The sequence below is a fragment of the Hydrogenophaga sp. genome (assembly GCF_011772445.1).
GTDB lineage: Bacteria > Pseudomonadota > Gammaproteobacteria > Burkholderiales > Burkholderiaceae_C > Hydrogenophaga.
This window is the reverse complement of sequence record NZ_WVZN01000047.1, coordinates 226,036-242,200: the sequence shown is the minus strand read 5'-3', so window position 1 is coordinate 242,200 and position 16,165 is coordinate 226,036. Positions and strand designations below refer to the sequence as shown.

At 68.7% G+C, this 16,165-nt stretch carries 14 protein-coding genes and 2 tRNA genes; 12 read left to right on the top strand and 4 right to left on the bottom strand.

From position 1 onward, the window contains the following. Positions 1-15 precede the first annotated feature (15 nt). A complete protein-coding gene (locus tag GTO19_RS20365; RefSeq protein WP_291024272.1) occupies positions 16-318 on the top strand; it encodes a hypothetical protein in 303 nt (100 codons plus the stop codon). A gap of 17 nt (positions 319-335) precedes the next feature. Beyond that, positions 336-1,079: an SIMPL domain-containing protein gene (locus GTO19_RS20360; protein ID WP_291024269.1), complete on the top strand. Its 744-nt coding sequence runs from the start codon at positions 336-338 to the stop codon at positions 1,077-1,079. Between the two features lie 4 nt (positions 1,080-1,083). Here GTO19_RS20360 and GTO19_RS20355 read toward each other — a convergent pair whose 3' ends face one another. Then, a complete protein-coding gene (locus GTO19_RS20355; protein ID WP_291024266.1) occupies positions 1,084-1,854 on the bottom strand; it encodes a 3-hydroxybutyrate dehydrogenase in 771 nt (256 codons plus the stop codon). Positions 1,855-1,934: 80 nt separating this feature from the next. Here GTO19_RS20355 and GTO19_RS20350 point away from each other — a divergent pair, with 80 nt between their 5' ends. From GTO19_RS20350 to rimO, 5 genes are all read left to right on the top strand, one after another. Next, entirely contained in the window at positions 1,935-2,855 is a 921-nt protein-coding gene (locus GTO19_RS20350; RefSeq protein ID WP_291024264.1) for an alpha/beta hydrolase, read from the top strand. Next, positions 2,852-5,137 carry a bifunctional (p)ppGpp synthetase/guanosine-3',5'-bis(diphosphate) 3'-pyrophosphohydrolase gene (locus GTO19_RS20345; RefSeq protein ID WP_291024262.1) on the top strand — a complete coding sequence of 762 codons (2,286 nt, stop codon included), beginning with the start codon at positions 2,852-2,854 and terminating at the stop codon, positions 5,135-5,137. The genes GTO19_RS20350 and GTO19_RS20345 overlap by 4 nt, the downstream gene beginning before the upstream one ends. Before the next feature lie 43 nt (positions 5,138-5,180). Continuing rightward, a tRNA-Val gene (locus tag GTO19_RS20340) sits at positions 5,181-5,257 on the top strand. A 108-nt stretch (positions 5,258-5,365) separates the two neighbouring features. Then, complete coding sequence (gene phaR / locus GTO19_RS20335) at positions 5,366-5,905, top strand: polyhydroxyalkanoate synthesis repressor PhaR (RefSeq protein ID WP_291024260.1); 540 nt, start codon at positions 5,366-5,368, stop codon at positions 5,903-5,905. Between the two features lie 52 nt (positions 5,906-5,957). Continuing rightward, a complete protein-coding gene (rimO, locus tag GTO19_RS20330; RefSeq protein ID WP_291024258.1) occupies positions 5,958-7,352 on the top strand; it encodes a 30S ribosomal protein S12 methylthiotransferase RimO in 1,395 nt (464 codons plus the stop codon). Positions 7,353-7,445: 93 nt separating this feature from the next. Here rimO and GTO19_RS20325 read toward each other — a convergent pair. Further along, a tRNA-Leu gene (locus tag GTO19_RS20325) sits at positions 7,446-7,530 on the bottom strand. Between GTO19_RS20325 and rnr the strand changes: the two genes are divergently transcribed. From rnr to GTO19_RS20310, 3 genes are read left to right on the top strand one after another with little or no spacing between them, the layout of a single operon-like run. Then, on the top strand, positions 7,531-9,813 hold the full coding sequence (rnr, locus tag GTO19_RS20320; protein WP_291024503.1) for a ribonuclease R: 2,283 nt from the start codon (positions 7,531-7,533) through the stop codon (positions 9,811-9,813). It abuts the tRNA gene before it with no gap. Further along, positions 9,810-10,727, top strand: coding sequence for a gamma-glutamyl-gamma-aminobutyrate hydrolase family protein (locus tag GTO19_RS20315; protein ID WP_291024256.1), 918 nt, complete (start codon positions 9,810-9,812; stop codon positions 10,725-10,727). Before rnr ends, GTO19_RS20315 begins: the two co-directional genes overlap by 4 nt. Positions 10,728-10,737: 10 nt before the next feature. Further along, a complete protein-coding gene (locus tag GTO19_RS20310; protein ID WP_291024255.1) occupies positions 10,738-11,268 on the top strand; it encodes a YggT family protein in 531 nt (176 codons plus the stop codon). A gap of 18 nt (positions 11,269-11,286) precedes the next feature. On the opposite strand, the gene GTO19_RS20305 is transcribed toward GTO19_RS20310, so the two are convergent. Both GTO19_RS20305 and GTO19_RS20300 read right to left on the bottom strand, forming a co-directional pair. Continuing rightward, entirely contained in the window at positions 11,287-12,804 is a 1,518-nt protein-coding gene (locus tag GTO19_RS20305; RefSeq protein WP_291025880.1) for an NAD(P)H-hydrate dehydratase, read from the bottom strand. Positions 12,805-12,824: 20 nt separating this feature from the next. Next, positions 12,825-14,078, bottom strand: a complete 1,254-nt coding sequence (locus GTO19_RS20300; protein WP_291024250.1) for an FAD-dependent oxidoreductase — start codon at positions 14,076-14,078, stop codon at positions 12,825-12,827. 205 nt (positions 14,079-14,283) lie between these two features. On the opposite strand from GTO19_RS20300, the gene rpsB reads away from it, so the two are divergent. Together rpsB and tsf are read left to right on the top strand one after the other, a co-directional pair. Beyond that, on the top strand, positions 14,284-15,039 hold the full coding sequence (gene rpsB / locus GTO19_RS20295; protein ID WP_291024248.1) for a 30S ribosomal protein S2: 756 nt from the start codon (positions 14,284-14,286) through the stop codon (positions 15,037-15,039). 107 nt (positions 15,040-15,146) lie between these two features. Beyond that, a complete protein-coding gene (gene tsf, locus GTO19_RS20290; protein WP_291024246.1) occupies positions 15,147-16,031 on the top strand; it encodes a translation elongation factor Ts in 885 nt (294 codons plus the stop codon). Positions 16,032-16,165: the final 134 nt, after the last annotated feature.

The following is a 16,165-nucleotide window of genomic DNA, read 5'->3' as shown; positions in this document are numbered from 1 at the left end:
ATACTCCTCCACACCATGAAGTCCGTCTGGATCGCAACCATCGCTTGTCTGGCCGCGGGTTCGGTGCTCGCCAATCCGCAGCGCCCCCCCGAAGCAGGCGTGATCGGCATGGCCGGTGCCGACACGGCGACGGTGATGCCGATCTCGATCGATGCGGGCGAGACGCGTGCGCCCATGCGCCTGCGCGACGCCTTGCGACAGCCATTCGACGACATGGACGACGGCGGCAAGCCCTTCCGGCTCTCCGTGGAGGAGCGTCAGCGACTGCGCGAGCAGCTCAGGGTACAGCCGCCCTTCGAGTCCCATCGCCAGCCCTGAACAACACCAAGCAAGACATGTCCATTCCTCATCTGCCCGCCCGTTCGGCGGTGGCGGTTCGCCGCGCCGCTGCCGCCTTCGGTTTCATGGCCGCCCTGGCGGCGGCGCCCGCCGCGCTGGCCCAGGCGCCCGAAGTCCCCGTCAATGTGGTGAACCTGTCGGCCAGTGGCCACATGGAAGTGCCGCAGGACTGGCTCACCGTGGTGCTGAGCACCACCCGCGAAGGCAGCGACGCCGCCACCGTGCAGAACCAGTTGAAGGTGGCCGTCGACGCCGCGCTCGCCATCGCCCAGCCGCAGGCCAAGCCCAAACAGCTGGAGGTGCGCACGGGCAACCTGCGCCTGTACCCGCGCTATGCCAGCAACGGTCGCATCAGCGGCTGGCAAGGCCAGGCCGAGGTCATCATCGAAGGGCGTGACATCGCCAACGTGAGCGCCATCGCCGGTCGCGTGCAGACGCTCACCGTGTCCAGCATGGGCTTCTCGCTCTCGCGCGAGGCGCGCCTGGCGCTCGAATCGCAGGTGCAGGCCCAGGCCATCGAGCGCTTCCGTGCACGAGCCACCGAGATCGCCAAGGGCTTCGGCTTCTCCAGCTACACGCTGCGCGACGTCTCGGTGAGTTCGGCCGACATGCCCGAGCGGCCCATGCCCCGCATGATGGCGATGGAAGCCAAGGCCGCCGCGAGCGACGCCGCCATTCCCGTGGCGGCGGGCACCAGCACCGTGAGCGTCACGGTGTCCGGTGCCATTCAAATGCGCTGAGGCCTTACTGGGCGGCCCAGCCGCCGTCCATGTTCCAGGCCACGCCGCGCACGTTGCCGGCGGCGGGCGAGCAGAAGAACACCGCCAGCTCACCCAGCTCCTCGGGCGTGGTGAACTGCATCGAGGGTTCTTTCTCGCCCAGCAGCAGCTTCGTGGCTTCCTCGTTCGACAGCTTCATTGCCGCGGCTTTTGCGTCCACCTGCTTCTGCACCAGCGGCGTCAGCACCCAGCCCGGGCAGATGGCGTTGCAGGTGACGCCCGAGGTGGCGGTCTCCAGCGCCGTCACCTTGGTCAGGCCCACGATGCCGTGCTTGGCCGCCACGTAGGCCGACTTCTCCGCCGAACCCACCAGCCCGTGCACCGAGGCGACGTTGATGATGCGGCCCCAGTTGGCCTTGAGCATGGCCGGCAGCGCCAGGCGCGAGGTGTGGAAGGCGCTGGAGAGGTTGATGGCAATGACCGCGTCCCAGCGCTCCACGGGAAAGTCCTGCACCTTCGCCACGTGCTGGATCCCCGCGTTGTTCACCAGGATGTCCACTTGGCCGAAGGTCTTGGCCGCGTAGGCCATCATGGCCTCGATCTCGTCTGGCTTGCTCATGTCGGCGCCGTGGTAACCCACCTTCACCCCCAAGGCGGCCACCTCGGCCTGGGGGCCGGCGGCGTCGCCAAAGCCATTGAGCACGACGTTGGCGCCCTGGCGGGCGAGGGCCTTCGCGATGCCAAGGCCGATGCCGCTGGTGGAGCCTGTGACAAGAGCGGTTTTCCCGGTGAGCATGGGTTACTCCAGTTCCATTACGATTGGTTCGACGGTCTGCCGCGCATTATGGATGGCAGGCGTCAGCCCCGAGCCGCACCATGACCGAACCCCAACTCCAACACATCGTCGTCGGTGGGGCTGCGGCCCGTGAAGGCGGCCCAAGGTGTATGGCCTGGTGGGATTGGCGCAGCACCCACGGTGGCGACGACCACGTGGTCGTCTGCGTGCACGGCCTCTCGCGCCAGGGGCGCGACTTCGACACCCTGGCGCGCGCGCTGCAGCCGCATTGCCGCGTGATCGCGGTGGACGTGGCCGGGCGCGGACACAGCGACTGGCTGGCGGACCCCATGGCCTATCAGGTGCCCACCTACGTGGCCGACCTCACCGCGCTGTTGCAGCAACTGCGTGCGGAACGGCCCGGTGTGCGCATCGACTGGGTCGGCACCAGCATGGGCGGCCTCATCGGCATGGGCGTCGCGGCGCAGCCACCGCTGGCGCCCGCGCGGCTGGTGCTCAACGACGTGGGGCCGGTGGTGCAGTGGGAGGCGCTTATGCGCATCGGCACCTACCTGGGCCTCGACCCGAGCTTCGATTCCGAGGCAGCGGCCGACGAGTACCTGGCCAGCATCTCCAAAGGCTTCGGCCCGCACACGCCCGAGCAGTGGCGCGCCCTGTCGCAGCCCATGCTGCGCCAGCGCGACGGGCGCTTCCGTTTGCACTATGACCCGGCCATCGCCGTGCCCTTCAAGGCCATGACGCAGAGCGTGGAAATGCAGGCCCTGCAGGAAGCCGTGCGCGCCGGCGAGGCCGCGCTGTGGGACCTGTACGACGCCATCGCCGCGCCCACGCTGGTGCTGCGCGGCGAAGACTCCGACCTGCTGAGCATGGACACCGTGAAGGCCATGCAGCAGCGCGGCCCGCGGCCGCGCTGCGTGAGCTTTGCCGGCGTGGGGCATGCGCCCACCCTGGTGGCCGACGACCAGGTGCGCACCGTGCTCGATTTCCTGCTCTCGCCATGAAGCGGGCGAACCCGACGATCGAGGACGTCGCGCCGGCCACGGCGGCGATCGTGGCCGCCACGGCCGCGGGTCTGCCGCAGCAGGCCAACGCGCTGGCGCGCGCCCGGGCCTTTGCCGAGCCACTGCTCGAAGGCGAATGCCTGGACACCGGCGAGAACACGTGGGCACACGCCGAGGCGGTGGCGCGCATCCTGGCCGACATCGGCGGCTCCGAGGCCATGCAGGCCGTGGTCTACCTGGTTTACGCCTGCCAGCACCTGAACCGGCCGCAGGAGGTCATCGCCAAGGCCTTCGGCGAGCAGCACGCCGCACTGGCGCTGGAGACCACCAAGCTCGTGCAACTGCAGCGGCAGGCGCGCCTGAAGGCCGCCGAGAAACTGGCGCGCAAGCAGGAGGAGCGCCTGGCCGCGCAGGACGCAGGCCAGCCCGCGCCGGGCCTGTCCAAGGGGCCGGTGTCCGAACTCGCGGCCAGCCAGACCGAGAATGTGCGCAAGATGCTGCTCGCGTTCTCGCGCGATCTGCGCGTGGTGATGCTGCGCCTGGCCTCGCGGCTGCAGACGCTGCGCTACTTCGCCTCGGTCCGCGGCGACCCGGGCGAGATCCTGGCCAGCGAATCGCTGCACGTGTTCGCGCCGCTGGCCAACCGCCTGGGCATCTGGCAGATCAAGTGGGAGATGGAGGACCTGGCCTTCCGCTTCCTGGAGCCGCAGACCTACAAGGACGTGGCCCGGCTGCTCGACGAAAAACGCACCGAGCGCGAGGCGCACGTCGAGCAGGTGCGCGAGGATCTGCAACAGGCACTGCTGGCGCAGGGCATCGCCGCCATGGTGCAGGGGCGGCCCAAGCACATCTACAGCATCGTCAAGAAGATGCGTGGCAAGGCGCTCGACTTCGAGCAGGTTTTCGACATCCGAGCCCTGCGCGTGATCGTGCTCGAAACCGCCGACTGCTACGCCGTCCTGTCGTTCGTGCACGAGCACTTCACACCCGTGGCGGACGAGTTCGACGACTACATCGCCAAGCCCAAGCCCAACGGGTATCAGTCGCTGCACACGGTGGTGCGCGACGCTCAGGGCCGCGCCTTCGAGATCCAGATCCGAACCCAGGCCATGCACGACCACGCCGAGCACGGCGTGGCCGCGCACTGGGCCTACAAGGAGGCGGGCGCCAAGGGGTACGGGGGCGTCACGGCCAACTCCGAATACGACGCCAAGATCGCCGTGCTGCGCCAACTGCTGGCCTGGGAGCGCGACCTGAGCGGCACGGCGCAAGGCCTGTTCGACGACCGCATCTACGTGCTCACGCCGAATGCGGCCATCGTCGAACTGCCGCAGGGCGCCACGCCGGTGGACTTCGCCTACACGGTGCACACCGACCTGGGCCACCACTGCCGCGGCGCCAAGGTCGACGGCGCCATGGTGCCGCTGAACACGCCGCTGCAGAACGGCCAGACGGTGGAGATCGTCTCGAAGGACGGCGGTCCCTCACGCGACTGGCTCAATCCCGATCTGGGCTACCTGGTGAGCCACCGCGCCAAGAGCAAGGTGCGGGCCTGGTTCAACGCCCAGGCCCTGGCCGAGACCATCGCGCGTGGGCGCGAGGCGGTGGAAAAGCTGCTGCAGCGCGAGGGCCGCACCGCGCTCAAGTTCGAGGAGCTCGCGGCTGACATGGGCCTGGGCTCGGCCGACGAGCTGTTCGAACTGGTCGGCAAGGACGAGCTCTCGCTGCGCGCGATCGAGACGCACCTGCGCCCACCCGAGCCCGAGGCCGCGCCCGAGCCGGCCAGCTGGGTGCGCAAGCCCCGGCGCGGCAACGACGGCCCCACGGGCGATGTGCTGGTGGTCGGCGTCGGCTCGCTGATGACCCAGTTGGCCAAGTGCTGCCGGCCCGCGCCGCCCGACGAGATCCGCGGTTTCGTCACGCGAGGCAAGGGCGTGAGCGTGCACCGCGCCGACTGCACCGATTTCGCGCACCTGGCGCGCAAGAGCCCGGACCGTGTGATCGAGGTGGAATGGACCGGCCGCGAGGACGCGCGCGGCAGCCAGCCGGCGGTGTACCCGGTCGACGTGGCCATCGAGGCGCTGGATCGCCAGGGCCTGCTGCGCGACATCTCCGACGTGTTCGCCCGCGAGAAGATGAACGTCATTGGTGTGCAGACCCAGTCCGTCAGGGGCGTGGCCTGGATGACCTTCACCATCGAGGTGGCCGACGCCCGGCAAGTGACACGGGCGATGGCCGTGGTGGGTGACGTCAGCGGCGTTCGCATGGTGCGCCGCAAATAAGTGGGGTTGGAACTGCTATACTGCGAGGCTTCGATTCGTTCGAAGGCGCGTAGCTCAGCTGGTTAGAGCACCACCTTGACATGGTGGGGGTCAGGGGTTCGAGTCCCTTCGCGCCTACCAGTATTCCCCGAAGGGCCTGTTGCCGACGCAGCAGGCCCTTCGTCATTTGGTGCACTGCACAGGGAAAACCATGCCCGGTACCCCCTGGCTGCTTCCTAGAATGCCGGAATGGCGACCAAATCCAAGACCGAAGCATCGGGAGCGCGCGGCGTGCGCGTGATCAAGAAGTACCCCAACCGCCGGCTGTACGACACCGATACCTCGTCGTACATCACCCTGGCCGAGGTGAAGGCACTGGTGATGGGCAACGAGCCCTTCGTGGTGCGCGATGCCAAGACCAACGAGGACCTGACGCGCAGCATCCTGCTGCAGATCATCCTCGAGGAGGAAACAGCCGGCGCGCCGATCTTCACCGAACAGGTGCTGGCCAACATCATCCGCTTCTACGGCCACGCCATGCAGGACTTCATGGGCTCGTACCTGGAGAAGAACATCCAGGTCTTCATGGAACTGCAGCAAAAGATGGCAGAGCAGGGCGGCGGCCTCAACCCCGAGGCCTGGCAGCAGTTCATGAACCTGCAGTCGCCCATGATGCAGGGCATGATGGGCACCTACCTGGAGCAGTCGCGCAACGCCCTGACCCAGATGCAGGAGCAGATGCAGAAGAACAGCGAGCAGATGCTGGCCGCACTGGGGCTCAAGCGCTGAAAGGGCCTCGGGCCCATCGGCGGTGAGCGGGGTCTGAGACAATCGGGCCCTCATGTCCGACACCATCGCCCCCACGACCACCGCTGGCGCCACGACGCCCAAGGTGGGCTTCGTCAGCCTGGGCTGCCCCAAAGCGCTGACCGATTCCGAACTCATCCTCACCCAGCTCAGCGCCGAGGGTTACACCACGTCCAAGTCGTACGCCGGCGCGGATCTGGTCATCGTCAACACCTGCGGGTTCATCGACGACGCGGTCAAGGAGAGCCTGGACGCCATCGGCGATGCCCTGGCCGAGAACGGCAAGGTCATCGTCACCGGCTGCCTGGGCGCGCGCGAAGGCGAGGGAGGGGGCAACCTGGTGCGGCAGATGCATCCCAGCGTGCTGGCCGTTACCGGTCCGCACGCCACGCACGAGGTGATGGAGGCTGTGCACCAGCACCTGCCCAAGCCGCACGACCCCTTCGTGGACCTCGTGCCGCCGCAGGGCATCAAGCTCACGCCGCGCCACTACGCGTACCTCAAGATCAGCGAAGGCTGCAACCACCGTTGCACCTTCTGCATCATTCCATCGATGCGCGGTGACCTGGTGAGCCGGCCCATCGGCGACGTGCTCACCGAGGCGCGCAAGCTGTTCGAGGCCGGCGTGCGGGAGCTGCTGGTGGTGAGCCAGGACACGTCGGCCTACGGCGTGGACGTGAAGTACCGCACCGGTTTCTGGGACGGCCGCCCCGTGAAGACGCGCATGTTCGACCTGGTGCGCGAACTGGGTGAACTCGCCAAACCCTTTGGGGCCTGGGTGCGCTTGCACTACGTCTATCCCTACCCGCACGTGGACGAGATCGTTCCGCTGATGGCTGAGGGCCTGGTGCTGCCGTACCTGGACGTTCCGCTGCAACACAGCCACCCCGATGTGCTGCGCCGCATGAAGCGACCCGCGAGCGGCGAGCGCAACCTGGAGCGCATCGCGCGTTGGCGCGAGATCTGCCCGCAGATCGTCGTGCGCAGCACCTTCATTGCCGGCTTCCCGGGCGAGACCGAAGCCGAGTTCGAGCACTTGCTTGATTTCGTGCGCGAAGCGCGCATCGACCGCGCGGGCTGCTTCGCGTATTCGCCGGTGGACGGTGCCGCCGCCAATGCCATCGCCAATCCGGTGCCCGAAGCGCTGCGCGAGGAGCGCCGCGCGCGCTTCATGGCCATGGCCGAGCAGGTGTCGGCCGAGAAGTTGCGCGCCTTGGTGGGGGCCAGCATGCAGGTGCTGGTGGACAGCGCACCCGGCCTTGGCAAGAAGGGTGGCGTGGGTCGCAGCTACGCGGACGCGCCCGAGATCGATGGGGTGGTGCGCTTGCTGCCGCCCGAGAAGATCAGCAAGACCCTGAAAGTGGGTGAGTTCACCAGGGCCCGCATCGTCGATACCGATGGGCACGACCTGGTGGGTGTGCCTGTTTGATCTGTTCGATCAAAACGCGGGGCTGCCTGGCCCCGGGCCGCACGCCGCAAAGAAAAAAGGCCTGCAGTCTGATGACTGCAAGCCCTTATATGATGGTGCCCAAGAGAGGACTCGAACCTCCACGCCTCTCGGCGCTAGTACCTGAAACTAGTGCGTCTACCAATTCCGCCACCTGGGCATCTCAGGAAACCAGCAGTATAGCAGAGAAACAGTGAGCGAAAAAAACAGCCTGTTGGCCGAATTCGAAGGTGTCGTGTCCGGACACCGTGATGGACACGGTTTCGTTGTCCGCGACGACGGTCAACCCGACATCTACCTCCCTTCCAACGAAATGCGCGCGGTCCTGCACAAGGACCGCGTGAAGGCCCGCATCGTGCGGCTCGACCGCAAGGGTCGGCCCGAGGGCCGCGTCACAGAAATCATCGAGCGTTCCGACGCGCCCATCATCGGGCGCTTGCTTCAGGAAGGCGGCGTGTGGCTCGTGGCGCCCGAAGACAAGCGCTACGGGCAGGACGTGCTGATCCCCAAGGGCGCCACGGGCTCGGCCAAGCCCGGGCAAGTGGTGGTGGTCGAGCTCACCGAGCCACCCGCCTTGTATGGCCAGCCCGTGGGGCGCGTGAAGGAAGTGCTCGGCGAAATCGACGACCCGGGCATGGAGATCGAGATCGCGGTGCGCAAGTACGGCGTGCCGCATGAGTTCTCGCAGACGGCGATGGCACAGGCGCGGGCCTTGCCCGATCACGTGCGCCCGAACGATCTGCGCCACCGTGTGGACTTGCGCGATGTGCCGCTGGTGACGATCGATGGCGAGGACGCGCGCGACTTCGACGACGCCGTGTATTGCGAGCCGGCAAAGGTCGGCAAGGCCAAGGGCTGGCGGCTGCTGGTGGCCATCGCCGACGTGAGCCACTACGTGCAGACGGGCTCGCCCATCGACGTGGACGCTTACGACCGCGCGACCTCGGTGTATTTCCCGCGCCGCGTGATCCCCATGCTGCCGGAGAAGCTGTCCAACGGCTTGTGCTCGCTCAACCCCGGGGTGGAGCGCTTGTGCATGGTTTGCGACATGCTCGTCACCGCGCGCGGCGAGATCCACGCCTACCAGTTCTACCCGGCGGTGATGTTCAGCCACGCGCGCTTCACCTACACCGAGGTGGCGGCGATCCTGCAGAACACGCGCGGCCCCGAGGCCATGAACCGCAAGCCGCTGGTGCCCTATCTCTTGAACCTGCACGACGTGTACCGCGCCTTGCTGTCGGCCCGCAACGCCCGTGGCGCGGTGGATTTCGAGACGGTGGAAACCCAGATCGTCTGCGACGAATCGGGCCGCATCGAACGCATCGTGCCGCGCACGCGCAACGACGCGCACAAGCTCATCGAAGAGGCCATGCTGGCGGCGAACGTGTGCTCGGCCGAGTTCATCGAACAGGGCAAGCACCCGGGCCTGTTCCGCGTGCACGAAGGCCCCACGCCAGAAAAGCTCGAGACGCTGCGCAACTACCTCAAGGCCATGGGCGTGCCCGCCTCGGTGAGCGATGAGCCCAAGCCCGGCGAGTTCCAGCAGATCGCCGAGGCCACCAAGGAGCGCGCGGACGCCCAGCAGATCCATACCATGCTGCTGCGTTCCATGCAGCAGGCGATCTATACGCCGATCAACAGCGGCCATTTCGGCCTGGCCTTCGAGGCCTACACCCACTTCACCAGCCCGATCCGCCGCTACCCCGATCTGCTGGTGCACCGCGTGATCAAGGCGATCCTGCACAAGCAGAAGTACCAGTTGCCCGCGCTGCCCACGCCCGGCGAGGCGCACGCCAAGCTCAGCAAGCGCCTGGCCAGCCGGGTGAAGCCACCCGCGCCCAACGCGCGCAAGCCGTCGGCCGACACCGTGGCCTGGCAGGCCGCGGGGCTGCACTGCAGCGCCAACGAGCGCCGCGCCGACGAGGCCAGCCGCGACGTGGAGGCCTGGCTCAAGTGCAAGTACATGCGCGAGCACCTGGGCGAGGTGTTCTCGGGCGTGGTGAGCGCCGTCACGAGCTTCGGCATCTTCGTCACGCTGGATGCGATGTACGTGGAAGGCCTCGTGCACATCACCGAGCTGGGCGGCGAGTACTTCCGTTTCGACGAGGCGCGCCAGGAACTGAGGGGCGAGCGCACGGGCATCCGCTACGCCCTGGGCTCGCGGGTGCAGGTGCAGGTCAGCCGCGTCGACCTCGACGGCCGCCGCATCGATTTCCGCCTCGTCAGTGGCGACGACGACGTGGTACTCAAGGCCATGCGCGACAAGACGGGAGGCGATCTCGGCGCGGCCGGCGCCACTCGGCAGGAGCGCCGCGGCGGCAAGGCCCGATCGAACGCGCCCGTGCCGGACCTCAAGGCCGCGGTGCGCCGCGCCGCCGGCAAGAAGTCGGCCGCAAAACCCACGCGCGCCGGGCCGTCGCGTTCTCGACGAGGCCAGCGATGACGACGGCCGCGATGAGCGCGAAGGGCGGCCAGGGGAGTGCCGCCGCCCGCAAGCCGGCGCGCGTCGACCGTGAGCGCCCCTTGCGCATCGGCGTGTCCGCGCGGCTCATGCACCACGTGCCGCCCGAGCTGGGTTTTCGCAACAAGAACCTGCAGTACATCGAGTCCTCGCTGGCGCACTGGATCATGGCGCACGGCGCTGTGGCCTTCATGGTGCCGGCCGTCACGCAGGACGCCCAGTTCGCGGCGCGGCACCTCAAGGTCGAGCACATGGTGCAGGAACTCGACGCGCTAGTGCTGCAGGGTGGGGCGGACGTCGCCCCCGAAACCTATGGCCAGGAGCCGCTGCGCGAAGAATGGCGCGGCGACGTGGTGCGCGATCGATACGAGCTGGCCTTGCTGCGCTGCTTTCTGGCGCAAAAAAAGCCGGTGCTGGGCGTTTGCCGCGGCGCGCAACTGCTCAACGTGGCCTTCGGCGGCACCCTGTTCCAGGACATCGCGACGCAGTGCCCGGCCGCGCACGAGCACGTCGACGTGGACCTTTACGACCAGTTCGAGCACGACGTGACCTTCGTCCAGGGATCGCCGCTCACCGAGCTGTATCCCGGGTCCACGCAACTGCGCGTCACCAGCATCCACCACCAGGCGGTGGCTGATCTGGGCAAGGGCATCGTGGTGGAGGCGGTGTCCTCGCTCGACGGTCTGGTCGAGGCGATCCGCTGGACCGGCGATGCCTACGCCCGTGGCGTGCAGTGGCACCCGGAGTTCCATCGCGGCCGCCAGGCCCTGGTCGACAGTTCACCCATCATGCTGGACTTCCTCGAGGCCTCCCGTGCCGAGGCCATGCGCCGCTTCGACGCCGGACTGGAACTCGATCCGCGCCCGCCGCGTGCCGGTCTGCGCCTGACGACCTAAACTCGCCGGCATGCGCGTCCTGCTCTTCCTCCTCGACACCTTCTTTTTCTTCCTCGTGGCCGCGGCCCTGCTGCGCGCCTGGATGAACCACCTGCGCGTGCCCATGCAGGCGCAGCCCGGGCGATTCGTGATGGCCATCACCGACTGGCTGGTGCAGCCACTGCGCCGCGTGCTGCCCGCGGTCATCGCCAAAGGCCGCATCGACGGCGCCAGCCTGGTGGCCGCGGTGCTGCTGGCGCTGGTGCATGCGACGCTGTGGTTGCTGATCGCCTCGGGTGGCGAGGTGCCGTGGGCCGCTGTACCGGTGCTGGGGTTGCGCTTCCTGGTGCGCGACCTGCTTCAGGGCCTGATGCTGCTGCTGATCGTCTACGCGATTCTGTCGTGGGTGCAGCCGCGTTCGCCGGTGATGGGCCTTCTCGACCGGCTGTGCTCGCCCATCGTCGCGCCGGTGCGGCGCGTGATCCCGCTCGTGGGCGGTGTGGACCTGTCGGTGCTGGTGGTGATCATCGCCCTGCAGGTGGGCCTGATGCTGCTGGGCTGATCCGCACCTCGCGGTGGATCAGAGCGGGCGGGCCGCCAGCGCCAGGCGCCCGGCCGTGAGCGCCGCGCCTTCGGGCCAGCGATCGGCCAGTGCGCCGTGTGCCGCCACGGCGCGGCGCACCGCTTCGGCAGCGTCGTCGTGTGGTCGCGCCAGGGCGGCACCGATCATCCCCGCCAGGGCGTCACCTGTGCCAGCGGTGGCCAGGCGGGCGTTGCCCGTGGCATTGATCCAGGGCGCGCGCCCGGGCTCCGCCACCACGGTGCCCGAGCCCTTGAGCACTGCGATGGCGCCAAAGCGCTCGCTGAGCTGGCGCGCGCTGGCCAAGCGGTCGGCCATCACCTCGGCCGTGCCGATGCCCAGCAGGCGCGCGGCTTCCGGGGGATGGGGGGTGAGCACCGTGACCCAGCCGCGCGCCTGGCGGCGCTGCGTCAGGCGCTGCAGCGCGGTGTCGTGGGCCAGGGCGTTGAGGCCGTCGGCGTCGATCACGAGTCGCGGGCAGGCGAGGGCGAGGGACAGCCACTCGCGGATCGCCTCACCCCCGCCGCAGCCTGCCACGAGCACCGGCGGGGTCGGCTGGTCGGCGGCAAGCAGGGCGGCGGGCCGCCGCAGCATCAGTTCGGGACAGACTGGGTCGAAGGCGGGCGCGTCGCCGTTACCGACCAGCGCCAGGTACACGCGCCCGGCGCCAGCGTGCAAGGCGGCCCGCGCCGCCAGCACCGCGGCACCCGCCATGCCGATGCCGCCGCCCGGCAATTGCCCGCCCAGCACGCCGACGTCGCCATAACTGCCCTTGTGTGCGGCGTGCGGATCGCGGACCTTGTCCGCCTCGGCCGCCAGATGACCGCCCCACCAGGCGGTGGGGGGCACGGCCTCTGCGGCGGCCCCCAGGTCATCGAACCACACGGCGCCCGCGGCATCGCGTCCCCTGGCAGTGAACAGGCCGGGCTTGAGGGTGAGCAGGCTCAGCGTCTGCCGTGGCCCGGCGTCAGCGGCGAAACCCAGCGGGTCATGACCGGTGTCGGCCAGCAGACCGCTGGGCAGGTCCACGCACAGCACCGGCGAACGGTGCTCGCGCACCTGGCGCACGCGCGCGCCAAGTGCATCGTCGCCGGGCGGTCGGGCGCCCAGGCCCAGCAGGGCGTCGATGATCAGCTCGGGCGCGGCGGGTGGTTCGGGCTGCAGCGTCACGCCGGCCGCCACGGCTTCGCGCAGCGCCCAGGCGGCGTCGGGTGGCAGGCGCTGGGGATCCGCGTCAAGCGTCACCACGACCTCGCGCCAGGCGGTGGGTGTCGTCTGCAGCAGGTGGCGCGCGGCGACCAGACCGTCGCCGCCGTTGTTGCCCGGGCCGCAGGCGACCCACAGGCGCCGCGCGTGCGGCCGCCAGGCCAGTGCCAGGCGGGCCACCGCTTCGCCCGCGCGCGCCATCAGCGTGTGCGGTGGCAGCGCAGCCGACAGGGCCTGTTCGAGCGCGCGCGTGGTCGCCGTGTCGTGCAGCGATTCGAGTTGGTCGGGGCGCAAGGCTCGCATGGCGGACATTTCACCACGCGATCCTCGGCTCAGAGGCCCACACGCGCGGGAGAAAATGGCGTGGCCTGGGCTTGGGCGGCGCCGTGCGGGATGGCGTCGGCCAGGCGGCGCGCCGCGCCGCAGGCCATGGCCCAGCCAGCTGCGCCGTGTGCCAGGTTCAGCCACAGGCCGGGCAGGCGGCTCGGGCCGATCAGGGGCAACCCGTCGTTGGACACGACGATGGCGCCGCGCCAGCTCTGCACCGAGGCCTGGGGCCCCGAAAAGCGGGCCGCCGCCGGAAACCAGTGCGACAGCACCTGCCCCAGCCGGTGCACGCTCGCCGGGTCGGTGCCGGCGGCCGAGCCGCCGAGATCGGCGCCGCCCGAGGCGCGCACGCGCTGACCGAGGCGGGCGATGGCGACGCGCGCCTTCAGGTCAAGCACGGCCGACACCGGTGCGTCCATGGGCTCGCGCAGGCCGGCGCTCAGCGAGTGCGACCACAGCACCGTCCACGGGATGGGCAGACCCAGGCCGGCCAGCAGATCCTCCGCACCCACCCCGGCGCACATCACCACCGCATCGAAGCGCTCCTCGCTCCCGTCGGAGGCGCTCACCCGCCAGCCACCCGCGTCGGGCCGCAGGGTGTTCACGCCGGTTCGCAGCCGCAGCGCACCGCCCAGGCGGGCCACGCGGTGGCGCATCAGCATTGTCCATTCCCGGCAGTTGGCCACCGCGGGGCCGCGCAGGTGCACACCGGAATGCAGGGGGGCGGACGTGGCGAGCGCGGGCTCGATGACGCGCGCCTCCTCCGCGGAAACCGAACGCAACTCGAGGCCCAGGCCGCGCAAGCGATCGATCGCGGCCTGCGCGCCAGCGGCTTCGCGAGCGTCGCTCAGCAGCACCAGCATGTCGTCGCTGCGGTCGTGGTCGAGGTCGAGTTCGCTGGTCAGTTCGATCTGGCGCTCCAGGCCCTGATCGATCAGTTCGCGCACGGCCAGCAGGGCGTCGTTCCCGCGCCGTCGCTCCTCGCGCCGCCAGCCGCGCCACCAGCGCCAGGCGCTGCCGTCCAGGCCCGCGCGCCAGCGCACGCCCGGGCCGGGTGCCGCCCAGGGGGCGTGCAGGCGCAACTCGGGCCCGGCCCAGGCCAGGGCCCAGGCGGTGGACACCAGTCCGGCCGGGGCGAAGCTCGCTTCCTCGGCGGGTGTGCCGCGCCTCTCGTACAGAGTCACGGCGTGGCCGTCGTTCAACAGTTCATGGGCGGTGGTCACGCCGCAGACGCCTGCGCCCACGATGGCGATATTCATTCGGAGGGAGAGGAGGAGGGAGGATGCCCGGGGGGCGGGTGCTATAATCGACAGGCTTTGCGCTTGTTGGCTTCAACGGAAGCCCGTCGGTGCGGAGTCAATCGCAAACCGGCCCATCCGGGTGTCGCGTCGGTCATGGTGGTTTCTCCACCCGCCACCGCCGCGATCGGGGCCGGATTTTAGACCTAACCTTTGGAAACAACTCATGTCCATTTCCATGCGCGAAATGCTGGAAGCCGGTGTCCATTTCGGTCACCAGACCCGCTTCTGGAACCCCAAGATGGCGCCCTTCATCTTCGGGCACCGCAACAAGATCCACATCGTCAACCTCGAGAAGACGTTGCCGATGTTCCACGACGCACAGAAGTTCGTGCGTCAGCTCTCCGCCAACCGCGGCACCCTGCTGATGGTGGGCACCAAGCGCCAGTCGCGTGACATCGTGGCCCAGGAAGCGCGCCGCGCCGGCGTGCCCTTCGTCGACCAGCGCTGGCTGGGCGGCATGCTGACCAACTTCAAGACCGTCAAGACCTCCATCAAGCGCCTGAAAGACATGCAGGCCCAGAAGGAAGCCGGTCTGGACAGCATGAGCAAGAAAGAACAGCTCATGTTCAACCGCGAGATGGAGAAACTCGAGAAGGACATCGGCGGCATCCAGGACATGACCGCGCTGCCCGATGCCATCTTCGTGATCGACGTGGGCTTCCACAAGATCGCCGTGCTCGAGGCCCAGAAGCTGGGCATCCCGCTGGTGGGCGTGGTGGACACCAACCACTCGCCCGTGGGCATCGACTACGTGATCCCCGGTAACGACGACTCGGCCCGCGCCGTGGCCCTGTACGCCCGTGGCATCGCCGACGCCGTGCTGGAAGGCCGCGCCAACGCCGTGAACGACCTGAGCAAGGCCGTGGCCGCGGCCGAAGGCGGCGACGAGTTCGTCGAAGTGCAGGACGACGCAGCCTGATTCCGTTTCGCTCGCGAACGAGGGGCTCGCGTAGCCCCTTTTTCACAACCGGAACCCATCATTGACCCGCCGGCGCCCGTGAAGCGCCGGATTCCAGGAGAACACACATGGCAATCACCGCAAGCATGGTCGCTGAGCTGCGCGCCAAGACCGACGCCCCCATGATGGAATGCAAGAAGGCCCTGACCGAGGCCGATGGGGACATGGCCAAGGCCGAAGAACTGCTGCGCGTCAAGCTGGGCACCAAGGCCGGCAAGGCCGCCAGCCGCGTCACGGCCGAAGGCGTCGTCGCCGCGTCCATCAACGCCAGCGCCGGCGCGCTGATCGAGGTCAACTGCGAAACCGACTTCGTCACCAAGAACGACAGCTTCCTGGCGCTGGCCAATGCCGCCGCCAAGCTCGTGGCCGAGCAGAACCCCGCCGACATCGAGGCCCTGGGCGCCCTGGCCTACAGCCAGGACGGCTTCGGCCCCACGCTGGAAGACGTGCGCAAGGGCCTGATCGGCAAGATCGGCGAGAACATGTCGTTCCGCCGCTTCAAGCGCTACAGCGGCGCCAAGCTGGCGGCTTACCTGCACGGTACGCGCATCGGTGTGATCGTCGAGTTCGATGGCGACGAGACGGCCGCCAAGGACGTGGCCATGCACGTGGCGGCCATGAAGCCTGTGGCCCTGACCAGCAATGACGTGCCGGCCGAACTGATCGAGCGCGAGCGCTCGGTGGCCACCGCCAAGGCGGCCGAGTCGGGCAAGCCCGCCGACATCGCGGCCAAGATGATCGAAGGCTCGGTGCAGAAGTACCTCAAGGAGGTCTCGCTGTTCAACCAGCCCTTCGTCAAGAACGACAAGCAGACCGTGGAGCAGATGCTCAAGGCCGCCAACACCACGGTGAAGTCCTTCACCCTGTTCGTGGTGGGCGAGGGCATCGAGAAGAAGGTCGACGACTTCGCCGCCGAGGTGGCGGCCCAGGTCGCGGCGGCCAAGGGCGCCTGATCGGCGTTCCCCTCACCAGACAACGGGCCGCAAGGCCCGTTGTCATATGCGTTGACGATTTTCACTGGTGGAGAGACCGGGTGTCCCCGTTCCCACCGCTACACTTGGCGGCTGCCCGCGCCGCAACCGATCCT